Genomic DNA, 17475 nt, shown 5'->3' on the forward strand with positions numbered 1-17475 from the left:
CCGCCGCCAGCAGGTCGAGCTTGCTGGACAGCGGCACCGTGAACGGGTCGACCTGCATCGGCGAGCTCCAGCGGTCGCGGGTCGTCACCGGCGACCCGAGCGACACGCGCCCACCACCGCCGGCCGCGCGGGCCTGGCCGACCGCTTGCGCCACAACGGCGTCGAGACCGCGGCGATCGAGCCGGTGCGTGGCGGCGAACCCCCACTGCCCGCCGATCAGCACTCGCAGGCCGAGGCCGGTCGAGTCGTCGTACCCGACCTCGCCGGGGCCGTCGAGCTCGACCAGCACCTGCTCGTGCGTCCGCCGTACGACGCGGATGTCGCCGTACTGCACATCCGGGGGAAGGAGGCCGAGCACCGCCTCGGCGGTGTCGCGCATCACCGGTGAATCGGACACTTCGGGACCTCCGATACAGAAGGGGAACGGGCGCCTCTCCGGCACTGTAGCAGACACTACGAGATTCTGAGAAGGCGTTGTGTTTGCTACAGCGCCCATCGGAGAGGTCAGCGTTTCGGACGGACGTCGATCGCCAGGCTGATGGCGAACGCGACGAAGATCGCGACACCGCCCAGCGCGGTCAGGGCCGTGTCACCGAGGACGCCGGTAGCCATCACCGCGAGCGTCACACCCAGCGCGAGCACCACGGCGACGGCGATCTTCCAGTCGTCGCCGATGATGAAGTCGTACCAGAACTGCCCGAAGGCCTTGAGAAACTTCACTTCTTCACCTCCACAGCAACGTCGGCGGCCGCGACCGGCGCCGCCGGAACCCGCAGCACCGCGACGAAGATCCGGCTGAGCAGCAGCCACGCGGCCAGCAGGACGATGAGCATCAGGTCGTGGCCGAGCCAGTCGAGACTCTCCCGGTCACCCCGGAAGATGCCGAGCCCTTCGACCGCCCAGTAGGTGCCGAACGACGCGAGCAGCAGGCCGACGCCGTACTTGAGCAGGTTCTCGTTGATCATCGACAGCGGGCGGCGGAGCGCGACCGCGACGCCGAGCACGATCACCACGGCGGCGAGCGCGCCGAGCGCGGCGCCCGGGATGTTGCCCGCGTTCAGGCCGAACGTCAGCACGATGAACACGACCTCCATGCCTTCGAGGAAGACACCCTTGAAGGAGACCATGAACGCGAACAGGTCCAGGCCCTTCGCACTCTCACCGGCCGCCTTCGCCGCCGCGACCTCTTCCTTGTAGATCGCGTCCTCGTCGTGGATCGCCTTGCGCCCGGACGATCTCAGAATTGCCTTGCGCAACCACTGCAGCCCGAAGATCAGCAGCAGACCGCCGATCGCGAGTTGCAGCGCCGACTCCGGCAGCCAGTTCGCCAGTGCGTACCCGGCCGCCAGCGTGACCACCGCGAGCGCGCCGAGCGCCGCGAAGGTGCCGGCCAGCGCCGACCGCCAGCTCCGGGTGTACCCCATCGCCATCACGATCGTGGTGGCTTCCACCATCTCCACGAAGCACGCGACGAATGTCGCGATGATCAACCCCCAGGTTGCCGCATCCATCTCCCACATCCTCGTCTCAGTTGAAACATATGCTGCACGAAACGATAGTTACACAGTTCTGAGAGTGTCAATGTGCGCAGAAATCGGCGGAAAGCGGGCATGCCGAAGCACCCGAGGGGAGGGGGTCCTCGGGTGCTTCGGCGGGAGGGGTTACGCCAGGGCGGCCACCAGCGTGCCGGCCGAGATGTTGCCGCCGCACGACACCACGGCGACGCGTCGGCCTTCGAGCTCGGTACGGCGGGCCCGCGCCGCCGCGAACGCCATCGCGGCGGATCCTTCGACCAGCTGGTGCTCGGTGTCGATCACCATCCGCAGGGCGGCGCTGATCGCGTCCTCGCTCACCAGCACCCAGTCGTCGACCAGCTCACGACACAGGTCGAACGTGATACTGCCCGGTTCGACGCTGCCCGCCGTACCGTCGGACAACGTCTCCTGCGCCTCGACCTGGACGATCTCCCCGGCCCGCACCGACGCGGCCATCGCGTCGTCGCGCACCGGCGAAGCGCCGTACACCCGGATGCCGGGCAGATGCTTCTTGAGCACCGCCGCGACGCCGCTGACCAGTCCGCCACCACCGACCGCGACGACCACCGCGTCGAGCGGCTCCCGGCCCAGCTGCTCGAGGATCTCGACGGCCACCGTGCCCTGCCCCGCGATGATGTCCGGGTCGTTGTACGGCGGGATGTAGGCCAGGTCGTGCTCGGCCGCGTACGCCCGCGCCTTCGGTTCGAGCACGCCGGAGTCGTTGCCCTCGGCATGTAGTTCGAGACCGAGCCGGCGCAGCGCGGCCACCTTGCTCGGCGACGCGTTCTCCGGCAGGTAGACCAGGCCGCGGCCGCCGAGCGTCGCCAGCGCGTTCCCGACCCCGAGGCCGTGGTTGCCGGTCGACGCGGTGACCACGCCGCGTTCGCGCTGCTCGTCGGTCAGCGTCAGGATCTTCGCCATCGAACCACGGGCCTTGAACGAGCCGGTGCGCTGCAGGTGCTCGCACTTCACCAGCACCTCCGCCCCGAGCTCGTCGCTGAACGCGCCGAACCGGACGAACGGCGTGGGCGGCAGGTGCGCACGCAGTCGCGGCGCGACCTGTTCGGACCGCTCGGCGGCCTCCGCGGGGCTCAACGTCATGCAGTACTCCTATCCGGTTGCCACTGACAACTCGGCCCGCAGGCCGGCCCTCAGCGGGATACACATCGGCTTGCCACTGACCGGGTGCGGGACGACCTTCGACTCCACCCCGAACACGTCCCGGATGATGTCGCAGGTGAACACGTCCTCCGGCGGCCCCTGGGTGACCAGGCTGCCGGACTTCATCACGAACACGTGGTCGGCGTACTCCGCGGCCATGTTGAAGTCGTGCAGCACCATCGCCACCGTCTTGCCCTGCTCCTGGTTGAGCTGGTGCAGCAGGTCGAGCACCTCGAGCTGGTAGGCGACGTCCAGGTACGTCGTCGGCTCGTCGAGCAGGATCAGGTCCGTGCCCTGGGCCAGGCACAGCGCGATCCACACCCGCTGCCGCTGGCCACCGGACAGCTGGTCCACGTGCTGGTGCCGCAGCTCCGCCGTACTGGTCACCTCCATCGCCCACTCGACGGCTTCCTTGTCGGCCGGGCTCGGGACCTTCAGCGAGGCCCGGTGCGGATGGCGGCCGAACCAGACCAGGTCCTCGACCGAGATCGACTCGGGCGTGACCAGGACCTGCGGCAGGATCGCGAGCAGCCGGGCCACCTCCTTGGTCGGGGTCTCCTGGATCGACTTCCCGTCCAGGATCACACTTCCCTTCTGCGGGGGCAGCAACCGGGCCAGCGCCCGCAGCGCGGTGCTCTTGCCGGAGCCGTTCGGCCCGATCAGCACGCTGACCTTTCCGTCCGGGATGGTCAGGGTGAGGTCGCGAGCGATGACCCGCTGGTCATAGGCGAGCTGGACGCTCTGTGCCTGCAGACGCATGGCGGTTCTCCTACTTTCCGGTCTTCACGAGCAGGTAGAGGAAGTACGGTCCGCCGACGACGGCTGTCACCAGCCCGGCGGGGATCTCGAGCGGCGGGGCGATGCCCCGGCCGAGCATGTCGGCGAAGAGCATCAGCAGTACGCCGAACAGCGCAGCGGCCGGGATCGACGCAAGGTGCCGGCCGCCGAACACCCGGCGGGCCATGTGCGGCGCGATCAGGCCGACGAAGCCGATCGTGCCGGACACCGCGACCGCGGCCGCGGCCAGCGCGACCGAGAACAGCAGCAGCGTCCGCCGCGTCCGCTCGACCGGCTCACCGAGCCCGGCGGCGAGGTCGTCACCGAGCCCGAGGACGTCGAGCTTGCGGCTCCAGATCACGATCAGCGGCACCAGGACGAGAACCCAGGGCAGGATCTCCAGCACCGACCGCATCGACCGGCCGAACAGGCTGCCGGTCAACCAGATCAGCGCCGCGCTCACGTCGAGCGGGTTGCGCACCAGCAGGAATCGGATCCCCGCCTCGAACGCCGCGCTGACCGCGATACCGACCAGCGCGATCCGAACCGGCGTCGCGCCACGACGGTAGGCCAGCAGATACACCAGGCCCGCGGCCACCAGGCCGCCCACGAAGGCAGCCGGTACGACGGCCGCGACCGGGATCCCCGGGATCGCGAGCAGCAACAGCATGCCCGCGAAGCCGGAGCCCTTGGTCACGCCGACGACGTCAGGGGCGGCGAGCGGGTTGCGGATCACACCCTGCATCACCGCGCCGGACACCCCGAGCGCGATCCCGACCAGCCAGGCCAGCAGGACGCGTGGCAGCTGGAACTGCGTGACGATCTGCGCCGCCTGCTCGCTGGTGTTGCCGATCACGGCGTTGAACACGTCGCCCATCGACACTTCCGTCGCGCCGACGCTGAGGCTGTAGAAACTCAGCACCACGGCCAGCACGCTGAGCGATCCCATCAGGAACCCGGGATGGCGCTTGGCCAGCGACGTACGCCGTACGTGCTGCGCAACTATCGCCGAACTGGTCATGAGCTGGTCACCTTCTGTCGGCGAGCGAGGTAGACGAAGATCGGAGCGCCGATCAGCGCGGTGACCACACCGGCCGGCACCTCGAACGGCGGCTTGACGTAGCGGGACACGATGTCGGCGTAGAGCACGAGGACACCGCCGGCCACCGCGCACAGCGGCAGCAGGACCGTGTAGCTGGAACCGACCAGCCGGCGCATGATGTGCGGCACGATCAGGCCGATGAAGGCGACCGGACCGGCCACCGACACCGCGGCGCCACACAGCACGATCACCAGCGCCGACCCCATCATCCGGGTCCGCTCGACGTTCTGGCCGAGACCGCGGGCCATGTCGTCACCGAGTGCCAGCAGGTTCAGCGGCCGGGCCATCGCGAACGCGCCGATCAGGCCCAGCACCAGCCACGGCAGCAGGTTGCGGATGTCCGCCCACGCGGCGAAGTTGACCCCGCCGACCAGCCAGAACAGCACGCTGTCGGCCGAGTTCTCGTCGAAGATGATCAGCACCTGGGTCAGCGAGATCAGCAGGCTGCTCGCCGTGACACCGGCCAGCGCAAGCCGGATCGGGCTGACCCGGCCCCGGCCCGACCCCGCGAGCATCATCACCGACACACCCGCCGCGGCCGCGCCGCCGAACGACAGCAGAATCGTCGGCGCACCGGACAGCGACGGCACCACGGTGATCGCGAGTACGACGACGAACACCGCACCGGCGTTGACGCCCATGATCTCCGGCGCCGCGAGCGGGTTCGCGGCGACCGCCTGCATCAACGCGCCGGCGACCGCCAGGGCGGCGCCGACGCAGAGCGCCAGCACCACCCTCGGCATCCTGATCGCCTGGAGGATCAGCTCGTCGGGCTGATCGGCCTTGAAGATCGCGCCCGGGATCCGCGACAGCGGGATCTGCTGGCTTCCGATCGACAGGCCCCAGACCACGCCGGCCACGACCACCACCAGCAGCGCCAGCGTCACCCAGGTGACCCGCTGCCTGTTGGTGACGATCTTCGGACGCTTGTGGGTCGCGGCGTCCTCGGCCGGTCTGGGCACAGTGCCTACGGACATGACCGGGTCACTTCCCGTAGAGGAGCTTGACGGCTTCCTTGGCGACGACCTCGGAGGCGATCAGCCCGCGCGACCGCGACCACTCGTTCGGGTCGACGTCGAACGAGGCGTTGTTCTTCACCGCCGGGATCTCCTTCCACAGCGGGCTCTTCGCCCAGGTGTCGCGCAAGGTCGGCCCGTCGTTCGGGGCGATGAACATGACGTCCGGCTTGGTGGCGACCAGGGTCTCCAGGGTGAGCGACACCGACGCGTCCCCGGACTCGTCCGGCAGCGGCGACTTGATGCCGATCACGGCCAGCACGCCCGGCGTGTAGGCCTTCGGCGGGAACCCGGTGAAGCCCTTGTCCGACGCGCGGACGAAGAGCGCCTTGCGGCTCTCGTCGGCCGGCGCGACGGCCTTCAGGTCGGCCATGATCTTGGCGTGCTCGGACAGCCGGGTCTTCATCTCGTCGCACTTGTTCAGCGCGATCGCGGTGGACATCTCGCTGTCCAGCACCTGCTGGTAGTTGCCGTTCAGGCTGGGGTAGGCGATGGTCGGCGCGATCTTGGACAGCTGGGCGTAGATCGCCTTGTGCCGGCCGCTGTCGGCCACGATCAGGTCCGGCTTGAGGGCGGTGATCACCTGGATGTTCGGGGTGGCCCGCAGGCCGACCGACTTGTACTCGCCGACCTTCTCGCGCAGCGCGGGGATGATCCGCTTGGGCTGGTCGTCGTCGGCGACACCGATCGGCGACATGCCGACCGCGACCAGGGCGTCGACGAAGGAGTACTCCAGCGCCACCACCTTGGTCGGGCTGCCGGTCACCGTGGTGCTGCCGAGGTCGTGCTTGACGGTGCGGGTCGGTTTCCCGCACTGGTCCAGGTTGACGTCCGGGCTGACACCCTCGGCGGCCGCAGCGCGGTCGGCGTTCGGCGCCGCGCCGGTCGCGGGGGAGGACGAGCCGCCGCAGCCGGTCAGGGCAGCCGCGGCGGCGAACAGGGCGAGGGTGGCGGCAGTACGCCGTACCTTCGTGGCGGAGTGAGACATGGCACGTTGCTCCTTGAGCTGAAGCAGGGTCAGCGGATGCCGGCGAGGACTTGCGCCGGACCGGGGACGTCGGGACGGTCGGCGGCGCCGGGGCCGTCGTACAGGTTCCACGGGAGCTGCTGGTAGCTGTTCGCACACGGCAGGCCCGGGGTGAGCCGGTAGGTGCCCGTGGTCAGATCGACCAGGCTGGACACGATGGTGGCGTAGCGGTCGAGCTCGTGCCGGCGCGGATCGACGTGCTGGCAGACGGCGTCGGGGTGACCGAAGTGGTCGCTCATCGTGGTGCGCACGAGCTGAGCGAGGTGCTCTTCCGTGGTGCCTTCGCGGCGGATCCGGTCGAGGCCGGTCTCGACCCGCGGCACCCGGTAGAGCGAGTCCACCGAGAACGGCCGGTAGGTGTTCTCGATCTGCGGTGGGACGAACGCCTGGAAGTGGTTGCCGTGCACCAGCAACCCGTCGGTCGGGTACATCCAGGCGTTGCGTCCCGGCGTGGTTTCGACGTCGATGGCGAAACCGTCGGAGTGGGTGAGCAGCAGGTTGCTGGACAGGGTCTGGCGGGCGTCGAAGATCGCCTTCAGCGCCACGTGGAAGTCCCAGCTCTCCAGCACCTTGCGGCGGACGAACGCGCCCGGGACACCGAGACCGGCGCCGAAGCCGGCGCCGAGGCCGTTGGCGTTCAGGGCGATGCCCGCCGAGTTCGCGCCGTGCCGGCCGACCTGGCCGGCCTCGACGTGGCAGAGGATCGTCGGCTTGCCGGGCTGTGCGATCCGGAGCCCGACGACGGTGTCGGCGACGCCGGCCCACAGGTCCCAGTTCTGCCCGGCCCAGGTGCGGCCGAGCGGGTTGGCCGCGGGCAGGATCGCGAACGAGGTGCAGCCCTCGTCGTCCTCGGGCGTGCCTTCGCGGTCGCCGGTTTCGAACGGGTTGCCGCGGGTCAGCTCGCCGCGGCTGTTCAGCGCGAGGATCTCCTCGAAGGCGCGGCCGGAGCCGTCGGCGATCCCGCGCAGCTCGGGGACGATGCCCGGCAGGTAGCCCTCGATGATCGGCACCCAAGCGCCGGCCCGCTCCTGCACCTCCGGCCAGCGCAGGCCGGTCTTGTGCGCCACGGACTCGGCGTAGAAGGCGACCGACGCGGCGATCTGCTCGCGCGCGGCCTCGCCGTACTGCCGGCCGCGTTCCCGCGGGTCCGCCGCTGCGATGTCGATGGTTGCGATCACGGATGCTCCCTGGACGACCACTTCGTTGTGTTTACTACGAATATTCACTTGACGGTAGTGATTGCTACAATCGCTGTCAACGGTTGGTCGGGTGAAATGATTGAGCCGACCCGGACGGAGGGACCTTCGTGACCACAGCGGAAACCAAGCCGCCTACCCTGCAGGAGCGGGTTGCGGCACGCCTCGGCGAACTCACCGCGACCGAGCGGAAAGTCGCGGAGTACCTGTCCGCCCACCCGCAGGAGGCCGCGTTCTCGTCCGCCGAGGAGCTCGGCCGGGCGACCGGCACCAGCGACGCCAGCGTCGTCCGGACCGCCAAAGCCCTCGGGTACGACGGCCTGCCCGGGCTGAAGCGTTCGCTACAGGGCCACCTGCAGACCCTGCTCACCCCGGCCAACCGGCTCAGCGCCAGCCTCGAGACCGTCGGCGACGGACCCGAGGGCGTGCTGCGGGCGATCCTGCGCGACCACATCGAGCACCTGGCGATGGCCGAGCAGCTGATCGACCCCGACGAGTTCCGCCGGGCCGTCGAGCTGGTCCACGGCGCGCGGGAGACGGTGCTCTGCGGGTTCGCCGGCCTGGACGGCGTCTCGGAGTACATCGCCACCCACCTGATCCGGATCGGGCACCGCGCCCGGATCGCGAGCGACACCGGCTACCGGCTGGCGGACCGGATCCTGCTGCTCGGCCCCGAGGACGTCGTCGTCGTGATGGCGCACAACCGGCTGAACCGCGAGGCCCGGATCGTCCTGGACCACTGCACGGAGGCCGGCGTGCCCGTCATCCTGGTGACCGACACCCTCGGTGAGGCGTTGCGTGACGAGGTGGCCGTCGTACTGTCCACCCGGATGAGCCGCCCGGGCACGTTCACCAGCCAGGCGATGGTGCTGATCCTGCTGGAGGCGCTGACCATCGCCGTCGCAGCGCACGACCGCGACCGTGCGCTGAGCAACACCGAACGGATGAACCAGCTCCGCGAGCAGCTGAACGGCTACCCACTCGCGGACGAGACCATCCTCGGCCTCCCCCGCACCGCCGTACCCCGCAAACGACGCTAGACCTTGCCCTCCGTGCGCTCGTACACGTCGGCTTCGAACTCCTCCAGGAGGCGTTCGCAGTCGGCGACCTTGGCGCGGGCGAGCTCCTTGCCGTCGGCATCCATCCAGTCGCGGCCCTCGACCTTCGCCAGCCAGCGGCGCAGCTTCTCCAGGTCCTGGCGGATCTCCTCGGCCTCCTCGAACGTGTAGTTCTCCCGGAACCGCTCGAACTCGATCTCCTTGACGAACTTGGTCTCGCACTCCTCGACGATCTCGGCGTACTCCTTCGCGGACTGGCTCCGGAAGCCCTCCACGAACTGCGTCCGCGCGTCCTCGTCGACGTCGGTGAGGGTGAGGAACACGCTCGACCCGCCGAGCTCGGCGACCCGCTCCCGCACCTTCGCCATCCCGGCCCGCAGCTCGTCGCGGTCCGGCAGCACGCACACCGCCTGCTGGACGTAGAACCCGCCGAGCCGCTTCAGCTCCCGCCAGACCGCCACCCGCGCCCGCGACGAGTCGCTGGGCACCTTGTAGATCAGCAGCAGCCAGGCTTCGGAGCCGTTCACCGCAGCCTTCGTCCGTCGGGTCGTCGCCATGCCGCACAGGTTAGCCGCTCACCCGAGCCCGTAGTCCTTCCACCAGATGCGGCATCACCTCCCGCCAGTCCGCGACCAGCCCGACGTCGCAGTGCGCGAAGACCTCCGCGGCCGGGTCGGTGTTGATCGCCAGCACGGTCCCGGCCCGGCTCGCGCCGGCCAGGTGGTTCAGGTTGCCGGACAGGCCGACCGCGAAGTACATCCGCGGCGCGACACTCCGCCCGGTGATCCCGAGCTGCCTGCCGTGCGGCAGCCAGCCCTCGTCGGTCACCTTGCGGGTCGCGGCCAGCTCCGCGTTCAGCAGCAGGCGCATGGGCTCGAGCTCGGCGTAGGCGTCAGGCGACACGCCTCGCCCGACCCCGATGACCACGTCGGCCCGGTCCAGCGCGTCCCCTTCGCTCCCGGTACGACGCTCAGCCCGCCGTACCCCTGGATCGTCTGCGACGTGCAGCGTGTGCTCGTCGACCGGCCGGTCGGCTCGTGGGGCCCGTAGGGGCAGCAAGCCGGTCCGGATCGTCGCGATCTGAGGCGATCCGTCGCTGACGATCTCAGCCAACGTGCCGCCACCCGACGGTTTCAAGCCCGACAACCGCCCACCACTCACTCGCAAACTCACCAGATCGGACATCAACCCGGCCCCCGTAGCCACGGCCAACCGAGCCAACACCTCCCGATCCCAAGGCAAAGCCGCCCCCAGCACGGCCCACGCATTCCGCCCAGCCATCCACTTGACCAGCGCTTCAGCAACAGGCCGAGGCTCGTCATCAGTAAGCGTCACCACAGCGTCCGCGCCCCACACCGCAAGCTCCTCGGTGCTCTCCGCGGTCCGCACGGCAGTCACGAACCCACCAACCTCACCAGCCAACACCGCGGCGGCCCCCAGCAACGCCTGAGTCCCGGCCTCCGGCCCAGCCCCCACCAACACCACCACTTCCCCACCGTCTCGCGGCCCTGCGGGCCGCTCGCCGGGGAGGGGTGAGGTGGGCACGGGCGCGGCATCTGCGGCTGGCTGGGGCTGGAAGCAGCCTCGGGCTAGTAGTTCTGTGATTGCTCGGGTTACCTGGGTTTCGGTGCGGCCGCGGAAGATTACCGGGTCTCGGGTCAGGGGTGCGGGGTGGACGTTGGCGACCTTTGTTGGGCTGGCGGCCAGGCCCCAGCTGCCGGGAGCCAGGTCGGCAGTGGTTACCCGGCGGATCGCATCGCCGGTGGGCCACGTGTCGGCGGGAACCTTGGCGGGCGGGCAGGAGCGTTCGGCTATGGCTACTACAGCGGGGAGTTGTACGGCGACCGTCTCCGTGCCGGTGTCGTGTTGGACGGTGGTGTGGAGGGTGCTGCCTGAGGGCTCCAGAGTGAGGACCGGGCCGGTGAAGGGCAGGCCGAGGAGCTCGGCGAGCATGGCGCCTACTGCGCCGGTGCTGCCGTCGACGGAGCTGGCGCCGACCAGGATCAGGTCGGGGCGTTCGTCCAGCACCGAAATGGTGGCGGCCAGGGCGCGGGCCGTGACCAAGCAGTCCGAGCCGGCCAGCGCCGGGTCGGTGAGGTGCAGGGCGTCATCGATACCCCACGCCAGCGCCTCGCGCAGTACGTCGGCCGCCACCGGAGGCCCCATGGTGATCGCCGTACTGCGACCACCCGACTCCCGCGCCAGCCGCACGGCCTGAGCGACAGCCCGGCGGCACCACGGATTCATCTCCGTGACAGCCCCGGCCCGCTCGAGCCGCCCGTCGGCATCCAGGCGCCCACTGTGGTCACCCTTGGGCACCTGCTTGATCAAAGCCGCGACACGCACCGGCCGCCCTCCATCTCTGTTATGACAGTCCAGTACCGACTGCTAGCCCGATCACGAAGGTGACCGCGGCCGACAGGCCGCCCAGGAGTAGCTGACGGCCGCCGCCGTACCAGAACGGGCGGGCGGTGATCTTGCCGACGATGCCGCCGGTGACGACGAGGCCGAGCGCGCTCAGGAGGAGCGCCGGCCACACGCTGATGGCGCCGAAGATGAACGGCAGCAAGGGAATCACGGCGCCGATCGCAAAGGCGGCGAACGACGAGCCGGCGGCCAGCCAGGGCGACGGCAGGTCGTTGGGGTCGACGCCGAGCTCTTCACGAACGTGGACGTCGAGCGCGACCGCCGGATCGCTGGTCAGCTCACGAGCGACCTCGGCGGCGAGCTCGGGGCGCAGGCCCTTCGCCTCGTACATCATGGCGAGCTCGCGCTCTTCCTCCTCGGGGTGGATCTGCAGCTCGCGCCGCTCCACCTCGATCTCGGCCTTCATCAGCTCGGTCTGGGACGAGACCGAGGTGAACTCACCGGACGCCATCGAGCAGGCGCCGGCGACCAGGCCGGCGAGTCCGGTGATGATCACGACCTTGCCGGTCGCGCCACTGCCGACCACACCGGCGACCAGGGCGAAGTTCGACACCAGGCCGTCCATCACGCCGAAGGTCGCGGGCCGCAGCCAGCCACCGGTGACGTCACGGTGCGAGTGGTGGATCTCGGGGGGTTGTACTTCCGCTACTGACGCGGTCATTGGGGATATTTCCTTCCGCGGGTTAGGTGAGCGTAACCTTCGTTAAATTGCATCACCTGTTACAACAGTCTACCCGTTACTTTCCTGACCCGGCAACGGTCAGCTTGTGCAGCACGTAGGGCAGCACCCCGCCGTGGCGGTAGTAGTCCGCCTCACGCGGGGTGTCGAGCCGGACCTTCAGCCGGTACGACTTGCCGGCCGACGTCGCGGTCGCGAACCCGTCTGTGCCGAGCGCGATGTCGATCGGCTCCGCACCGGTGAGGTCGTCGCCCTCACCCGGCAGGAACTCCAGCGGCAGGATGCCGAGCCCGACCAGGTTCGACCGGTGGATCCGCTCGAAGGACTGCGCGAGCACCGCCCGCACCCCCAGCAGCGCCGGCCCTTTCGCCGCCCAGTCCCGCGACGATCCCGTCCCGTACTCCTTGCCCGCGACGACCACGACCGGCACACCGGCCGCGCGATAAGCCTCTGCGGCATCGAAGATCGACGTCAGTACGCCGTCCGGCCCGGGCGTCACCGGTCCTTCGACGCCCCGGGCAAGCTGGTTGCGCAGCCGAACGTTGCCGAAGGCGCCGCGCATCATCACCAGGTGGTTGCCCCGTCGCGACGCATAGGTGTTCAACTGCGTCACCCCGAGCTCCTGGAGGTAGCGCCCGGCCACGCTGTCCGGCGGGATCGCGCCCGCAGGCGAGATGTGGTCCGTGGTCACCGAGTCCCCCAGCCGCACCAACGCGCGAGCTCCGGTCAACGGACCCACCGCGGGCGGCTGGTCGAAGTACGGCGGGCGCTGCAGGTACGTCGAGTCACCCCAGGCGAACGTCTCACCGCCGGGCGCATCGAGTCGCCGCCACCGCTCGTCCCCGGGGAACACGTCGTCGTAGACAGCGTTGAACAGCTCGGGCTTGAGCGTCTGCCCGATCACCTCGTCGATGTCCGTCGCGCTCGGCCACAGGTCGGCGAGGTAGGTCGGCCGGCCGCTGTCGTCAACACCGAGTGGTTCGGTGAGCAGGTCGATGTCCATCCGGCCGGCCAAGGCGTAGGCGATCACGAGCGGCGGCGACGCGAGGTAGTTGAGCCGCACGTCCGGCTGGATCCGGCCCTCGAAGTTCCGGTTGCCGGAGAGCACGGCCGCGACGGTCAGATCCTGTTCGCGGACCGCCTTCCCCACCTCATCGATGAGGGCACCGGAGGCGCCGATACACGTCATACAGCCGAAGCCGGCCAGATGGAAGCCGAGCTTCTCCAGGTACGGCGTGAGTCCCGCATCGCCGAGGTAGTCCATCACCACGCGCGATCCTGGGGACAGCGTCGTCTTCACCCACGGCTTGCTGGTGAGACCGCGCTCGACCGCGTTGCGCGCGAGCAGACCGGCGGCGACCATCACCGCGGGGTTGGACGTGTTGGTGCACGAGGTGATCGCGGCAACTACGACAGCGCCATGTCCAGGGGTCTGGGCAGTGCGCGGACCTGCAGGCAACTCGGTCTCGACCGCCGCACGTGAATCGGCGAGAGACGTGCGTTGCTGCGGTCGGCGGGGCCCGGCGATCGACGGGACCACCCTGCCCAGGTCGACGTCGACGTACTCGTCGTACAAGAGCTCGACCGACGGCTCGTGCCACAGCCCCTGCTCTCGCGCGTACTCCTCGACCAGCGCGACCTTCTCCGGCGTCCGTCCCGTGAAGAGCAGGTAGTCCAGCGTGCGCTGGTCGATCGGGAAGTACGCCACGGTCGAGCCGAACTCGGGGCTCATGTTCGCGATCGTCGCCCGGTCCGGCACCGGCAGCTCGGCCAGCGCCGGCCCGCCGAACTCGACCAGCTTCCCGACCACCCCGTGCGCCCGCAGCGTCTCGGTGATCGTCAGCACCAGGTCGGTCGCCGTCGTCCCGACCGGCAGCGAACCGGTCAGCCGTACGCCGACCACCTTGGGCAGCACCATCGACACCGACTGACCGAGCATCGCCGCCTCGGCCTCGATCCCGCCGATCCCCCAGCCGAGCACACCGAGACCGTTGACCATCGTGGTGTGCGAGTCCGTGCCCAGACAGAGATCCGGGAACAACCAGCCGTCGCGTTCCTCGACCACCCGGGCCAGGTGCTCCAGGTTGATCTGGTGCATGATCCCGGCGCCAGGCGGCACCACCTTCAGCTGCCGGAACGTCTGCTGCCCCCAGCGCAGGAACCGGAACCGCTCGGTGTTGCGCTCGTACTCCAGCGCCACGTTCAGCTGCATCGCGTCCGGCCGTCCGAAGGCGTCCGCGATCACCGAGTGGTCGACCACCAGCTCGGCCGGGACCACCGGGTCGACCAGCGCCGGATCCTTGCCCTGGGCCACCATCGCCTCGCGCATCGCGGCCAGGTCGACGAGCACGGGAACGCCGTTCGTGTCGTGCAGGAACACCCGCGACGGGTGCACCTCCAGCTCGCCGACCGCCCCGGGCATCCAGTCCCGCAGCACGTCGCTCGCCGTGCCGTGCCGGAGCGCGTTCTCGAGCAGGATGCGCAAGGTCCGCGGCAGGTGGTCCGGCGCGATCCCTCGCAGCGGCTGGATGCGGTGCCCGGTCATGTCAGCTCGCTGATCGACGCGACGACCGCGTCGGTGAACTCGGCCGTCCCCGCGGTGCCGCCGAGATCCGCCGTACGGACGCCACTCCCGACCGCTGCCCGGAGCCCTTCATCGACCAGTACGGCGGCCCGCCTGGAGCCGAGCCAGTCGAGCAGCATCGCGCCGGACGCGATCATCGCGGTCGGGTTGGCCAGGTCGCGGCCGGCGATGTCGGGCGCCGAGCCGTGCGCGGCCTGCGCCATCGCCCGCTGGTGGGACGCGTTGATCGACGGCGCGATCCCGAGCGATCCGGCCAGCTCCCCGGCCAGGTCGGACAGGATGTCGCCGAACATGTTCTCGGTGACCAGCACGTCGAAGTCGGCGCCGTGCCGGACCAGGTGGACGGTCATCGCGTCGATGTGGAAGTCGTCGACCCGCACCTCGGGGTAGTCGGCGGCGATCTCACGGCAGATGTCGCGGAAGAAGCCGGTCGTCAGCCGCAGCACGTTCGCCTTGTGCACGATCGTCAGGTGCTTGCGGCGCCGCATCGCGAGCTCGAACGCCTGCCGCGCGATCCGCTCGATCGCCGGCCGGGTGAAGATCCCCATCGCGATCGCCACGTCGGGGGTCGGCATGTACTCACCGGTGCCGCGGTACGTGCTGCGGTCGGCGTAGAAGCCCTCGGTGTTCTCCCGGACGACGACCAGGTCGAGCCCCGGCACCAGCGCCGGCGTCCCTTCGAAGGCCTTCGCCGGGCGGATGTTCGCGAACAGGTCGTAGTGCTTGCGCAGGAACCCGCTCGGGTTCAGCTGGACGCGATGCTCCTCCGGGTACGCCGCGCTGTCGTGCGGACCGAGCAGCCAGCCGTCGAGCTGTTCCAGCGTCTCCAGCGTGACTGGCGGCAGCGCGCTGCCGTGTGTCTCGATCGCCTCGGCGCCGACCGGGAGCGGGACCCACTCGATCGGCGCGCCACCGGCAGCAGCCACGGCCGCGTCGAGGACCTGGACGGTCGCGGGCACGACCTCCGGCCCGATGCCGTCACCGGACAACACACCCAGCCTGTACTCGTCTGCCATGGCAGTGAGTGTGAGTCGTTATAACCTTCTGCGTCAACCTCTGCCTGTGATCGTCTCGAAGCCTGGTCTTGAGGTAATCTTTGCCGTGACGCTGTTATAACCGTGGAGGTGCGCCCGTGACCGAGGCCAAGCTGGCGACCAAGGCCGAGACCGCGTACGAGCTGGTCCGCGAGCAACTCCTGCGCGGCGACCTGGTCCCGGGCGCAGTCATCCAGCAGGCGGCCCTGGCCCGTGAGCTCGGCATCAGCACGACGCCGCTGCGCGAAGCACTGCGCCGGTTGATGACCGAAGGCCTCGTCGAGCTGGACGCGCACCGGGACGCCCGGGTCACCCGGCTGACGGCGGAAGAGGCGCGCGACCTGATCGAGATCCGGCGCTCGCTCGACCCGTTGGCGGCCGGCCTCGCGGCCGAGCGCCGTACCCGGCAGGATCTCGAGCTGATCCGGCAGACCGCGGACGAGTTGCTGCCGCTGCAGAGCGACCCCGGGCCGGCCGAGCTGGCGACCCATCGGCGCTTCCACGTCGCCATCTACACCGCCTCGCACAACCAGTTGCTGGTCCAGACCCTGGACGGGCTGTGGGACAAGGCGGACCGGTACCGCAGGCTTGCTCTCGAGGACGGCCGGACCGAGGAGGACCTGGACCGCACCCACGCCGAGCACCTCGCACTGGTCGGTGCGATCGCGGCCGGAGACGCCAAGACCGCCGCCGCGGTCATGCTCGCCCACGTCGACGCCAGCCTCGGTGCGCGCGCGGTCGCCCGCCTCACGTCCGCCGCCGCCCAGCCCGTCGCCCGGTCACTCCGGGGCATCCGAGGAGGACGATCATGAGCGACGCTTTCTGGACGGGGTACCAGTACCGCGAGGCGGATGCGGACGGCTGGACGACGTACTGGCGGCTGGACCCGCGCGGTCGCGACTTCCGGATGATCGACTGGACCGGCTACCCGGAGCGCCCCGGTCACCGGCTCTGGGAGCGCGCCGCGACTCCCGCCGGCGTCCGGGCCTCCTGGCGTACGGCGGCCTCGTCGGTCGGCCTGGAGATCCGCGCGAGCCTCGGCATCTACTCGATGCTCGGCCCGCTCGACGTGCTGGTCGACGGCGAACTGCACCGCCGCATCGAGGTCCGGGACGGGGAACAGCGTCTCGTCGCCGACCTGCCGGGCCGGCCGGCCGAGGTCGAGATCTGGCTCCCGCAGTCAGGTGTGATCGCAGTCCGAGACATCACCTTCGACGGTGCGGCCGAGCCGCTCGCGCCGACCGGGCCGCGGTGGGTCACCTACGGCAGCTCGATCACCCAATGCACGGGCGCCTTCGGGCCGTCCGAGACCTGGCCCGCGGTCGTCGCGCGGAAGCACGGCTGGGATCTGGTCGCGCTCGGGTTCGCCGGCGAGTGCCACCTCGACCCGATCGCGGCGCGGACCATCCGGGACACACCCGCCCGGCTGATCTCGATGTGCCTCGGCATCAACATCTACGGCGGCGAGACCTACAGCGGGCGCACGCTGCCAGGCCAGGTCGAGGCGTTCGTGTCGACTGTCCGCGACGGCCATCCGAAGACGCCGGTCGTCGTCATCACCCCACTCGTCGCCCCACACCTCGAAGGCAAACCGAACGCGGTCGGGCTCACGCTGGACGACGTACGCGCCTGTGTGGAGCTCGGCGCCCGGACGGACCCGGCGGTCCGGATCATCGACGGGCGCACCATCCTCACCGCGGACGAAGCGCTGGCGCTGTACGTCGACGACGTACATCCCGGACCGGAGGGCTACCGCCTGATCGGCGAGCGGCTCGCTGCGCTGCTCACGCTGGACGACTGAGCACCAACGTCGCGCGGACGCCGCCGGTATCCCCGGGCCGTACCTGCGGGACGGTGTGCACACCACCGTCCCGCTCGG

17 protein-coding genes are annotated in these 17475 nt (G+C 69.9%); 3 read left to right on the top strand and 14 right to left on the bottom strand.

Features of this window, described 5'->3' with window-relative positions:
* The 9 genes from ACWCOV_RS27630 to ACWCOV_RS27670 form a co-directional block, all read right to left on the bottom strand.
* Nucleotides 1–397 (bottom strand): PmbA/TldA family metallopeptidase (locus ACWCOV_RS27630; protein ID WP_449832221.1); only part of this gene is annotated, 397 nt, incomplete at its 3' end.
* Between the two features lie 107 nt (nucleotides 398–504).
* On the bottom strand, nucleotides 505–720 hold the full coding sequence (locus ACWCOV_RS27635) for a hypothetical protein (RefSeq protein ID WP_449832222.1): 216 nt from the start codon (nucleotides 718–720) through the stop codon (nucleotides 505–507).
* Nucleotides 717–1511 carry a COG4280 domain-containing protein gene (locus ACWCOV_RS27640; protein WP_449832223.1) on the bottom strand — a complete coding sequence of 265 codons (795 nt, stop codon included), beginning with the start codon at nucleotides 1509–1511 and terminating at the stop codon, nucleotides 717–719. Before ACWCOV_RS27640 ends, ACWCOV_RS27635 begins: the two co-directional genes overlap by 4 nt.
* A gap of 150 nt (nucleotides 1512–1661) precedes the next feature.
* Nucleotides 1662–2636 (bottom strand): threonine/serine dehydratase, encoded by a 975-nt coding sequence (locus ACWCOV_RS27645; protein WP_449832224.1) that lies wholly within the window; start codon nucleotides 2634–2636, stop codon nucleotides 1662–1664.
* A 9-nt stretch (nucleotides 2637–2645) separates the two neighbouring features.
* Nucleotides 2646–3455 (bottom strand): ABC transporter ATP-binding protein, encoded by an 810-nt coding sequence (locus tag ACWCOV_RS27650; RefSeq protein WP_449832225.1) that lies wholly within the window; start codon nucleotides 3453–3455, stop codon nucleotides 2646–2648.
* Between the two features lie 10 nt (nucleotides 3456–3465).
* Nucleotides 3466–4494 carry a FecCD family ABC transporter permease gene (locus ACWCOV_RS27655; protein WP_449832226.1) on the bottom strand — a complete coding sequence of 343 codons (1029 nt, stop codon included), beginning with the start codon at nucleotides 4492–4494 and terminating at the stop codon, nucleotides 3466–3468.
* On the bottom strand, nucleotides 4491–5552 hold the full coding sequence (locus tag ACWCOV_RS27660) for a FecCD family ABC transporter permease (protein ID WP_449832227.1): 1062 nt from the start codon (nucleotides 5550–5552) through the stop codon (nucleotides 4491–4493). Before ACWCOV_RS27660 ends, ACWCOV_RS27655 begins: the two co-directional genes overlap by 4 nt.
* Before the next feature lie 7 nt (nucleotides 5553–5559).
* Complete coding sequence (locus ACWCOV_RS27665; protein ID WP_449832228.1) at nucleotides 5560–6579, bottom strand: ABC transporter substrate-binding protein; 1020 nt, start codon at nucleotides 6577–6579, stop codon at nucleotides 5560–5562.
* Between the two features lie 29 nt (nucleotides 6580–6608).
* On the bottom strand, nucleotides 6609–7796 hold the full coding sequence (locus tag ACWCOV_RS27670; protein WP_449832229.1) for a C45 family autoproteolytic acyltransferase/hydolase: 1188 nt from the start codon (nucleotides 7794–7796) through the stop codon (nucleotides 6609–6611).
* Between the two features lie 128 nt (nucleotides 7797–7924).
* Between ACWCOV_RS27670 and ACWCOV_RS27675 the strand changes: the two genes are divergently transcribed.
* Entirely contained in the window at nucleotides 7925–8854 is a 930-nt protein-coding gene (locus ACWCOV_RS27675; protein WP_449832230.1) for a MurR/RpiR family transcriptional regulator, read from the top strand.
* Here the strand turns inward: ACWCOV_RS27675 and ACWCOV_RS27680 are convergent.
* The 5 genes from ACWCOV_RS27680 to ACWCOV_RS27700 all read right to left on the bottom strand — a co-directional run bounded on the left by ACWCOV_RS27680 (nucleotide 8851) and on the right by ACWCOV_RS27700 (nucleotide 15578).
* Nucleotides 8851–9429, bottom strand: a complete 579-nt coding sequence (locus tag ACWCOV_RS27680) for a Chromate resistance protein ChrB (protein ID WP_449832231.1) — start codon at nucleotides 9427–9429, stop codon at nucleotides 8851–8853. The genes ACWCOV_RS27675 and ACWCOV_RS27680 overlap by 4 nt on opposite strands.
* A 10-nt stretch (nucleotides 9430–9439) precedes the next feature.
* Entirely contained in the window at nucleotides 9440–11218 is a 1779-nt protein-coding gene (locus tag ACWCOV_RS27685; protein ID WP_449832232.1) for an FAD-binding protein, read from the bottom strand.
* 19 nt (nucleotides 11219–11237) lie between these two features.
* Nucleotides 11238–11960 carry a VIT1/CCC1 transporter family protein gene (locus tag ACWCOV_RS27690; protein ID WP_449832233.1) on the bottom strand — a complete coding sequence of 241 codons (723 nt, stop codon included), beginning with the start codon at nucleotides 11958–11960 and terminating at the stop codon, nucleotides 11238–11240.
* 76 nt (nucleotides 11961–12036) lie between these two features.
* Nucleotides 12037–14523 carry an aconitate hydratase AcnA gene (acnA, locus tag ACWCOV_RS27695; protein ID WP_449832234.1) on the bottom strand — a complete coding sequence of 829 codons (2487 nt, stop codon included), beginning with the start codon at nucleotides 14521–14523 and terminating at the stop codon, nucleotides 12037–12039.
* Nucleotides 14520–15578 carry an isocitrate/isopropylmalate dehydrogenase family protein gene (locus ACWCOV_RS27700; RefSeq protein WP_449832235.1) on the bottom strand — a complete coding sequence of 353 codons (1059 nt, stop codon included), beginning with the start codon at nucleotides 15576–15578 and terminating at the stop codon, nucleotides 14520–14522. Before ACWCOV_RS27700 ends, acnA begins: the two co-directional genes overlap by 4 nt.
* Before the next feature lie 116 nt (nucleotides 15579–15694).
* Between ACWCOV_RS27700 and ACWCOV_RS27705 the strand changes: the two genes are divergently transcribed.
* Both ACWCOV_RS27705 and ACWCOV_RS27710 read left to right on the top strand, forming a co-directional pair.
* Nucleotides 15695–16408, top strand: coding sequence for a GntR family transcriptional regulator (locus tag ACWCOV_RS27705; RefSeq protein WP_449832236.1), 714 nt, complete (start codon nucleotides 15695–15697; stop codon nucleotides 16406–16408).
* A complete protein-coding gene (locus ACWCOV_RS27710) occupies nucleotides 16405–17397 on the top strand; it encodes a GDSL-type esterase/lipase family protein (RefSeq protein WP_449832237.1) in 993 nt (330 codons plus the stop codon). The genes ACWCOV_RS27705 and ACWCOV_RS27710 overlap by 4 nt, the downstream gene beginning before the upstream one ends.
* Nucleotides 17398–17475 lie beyond the last annotated feature (78 nt).

The organism is Kribbella sp. NPDC002412, from assembly GCF_053592935.1.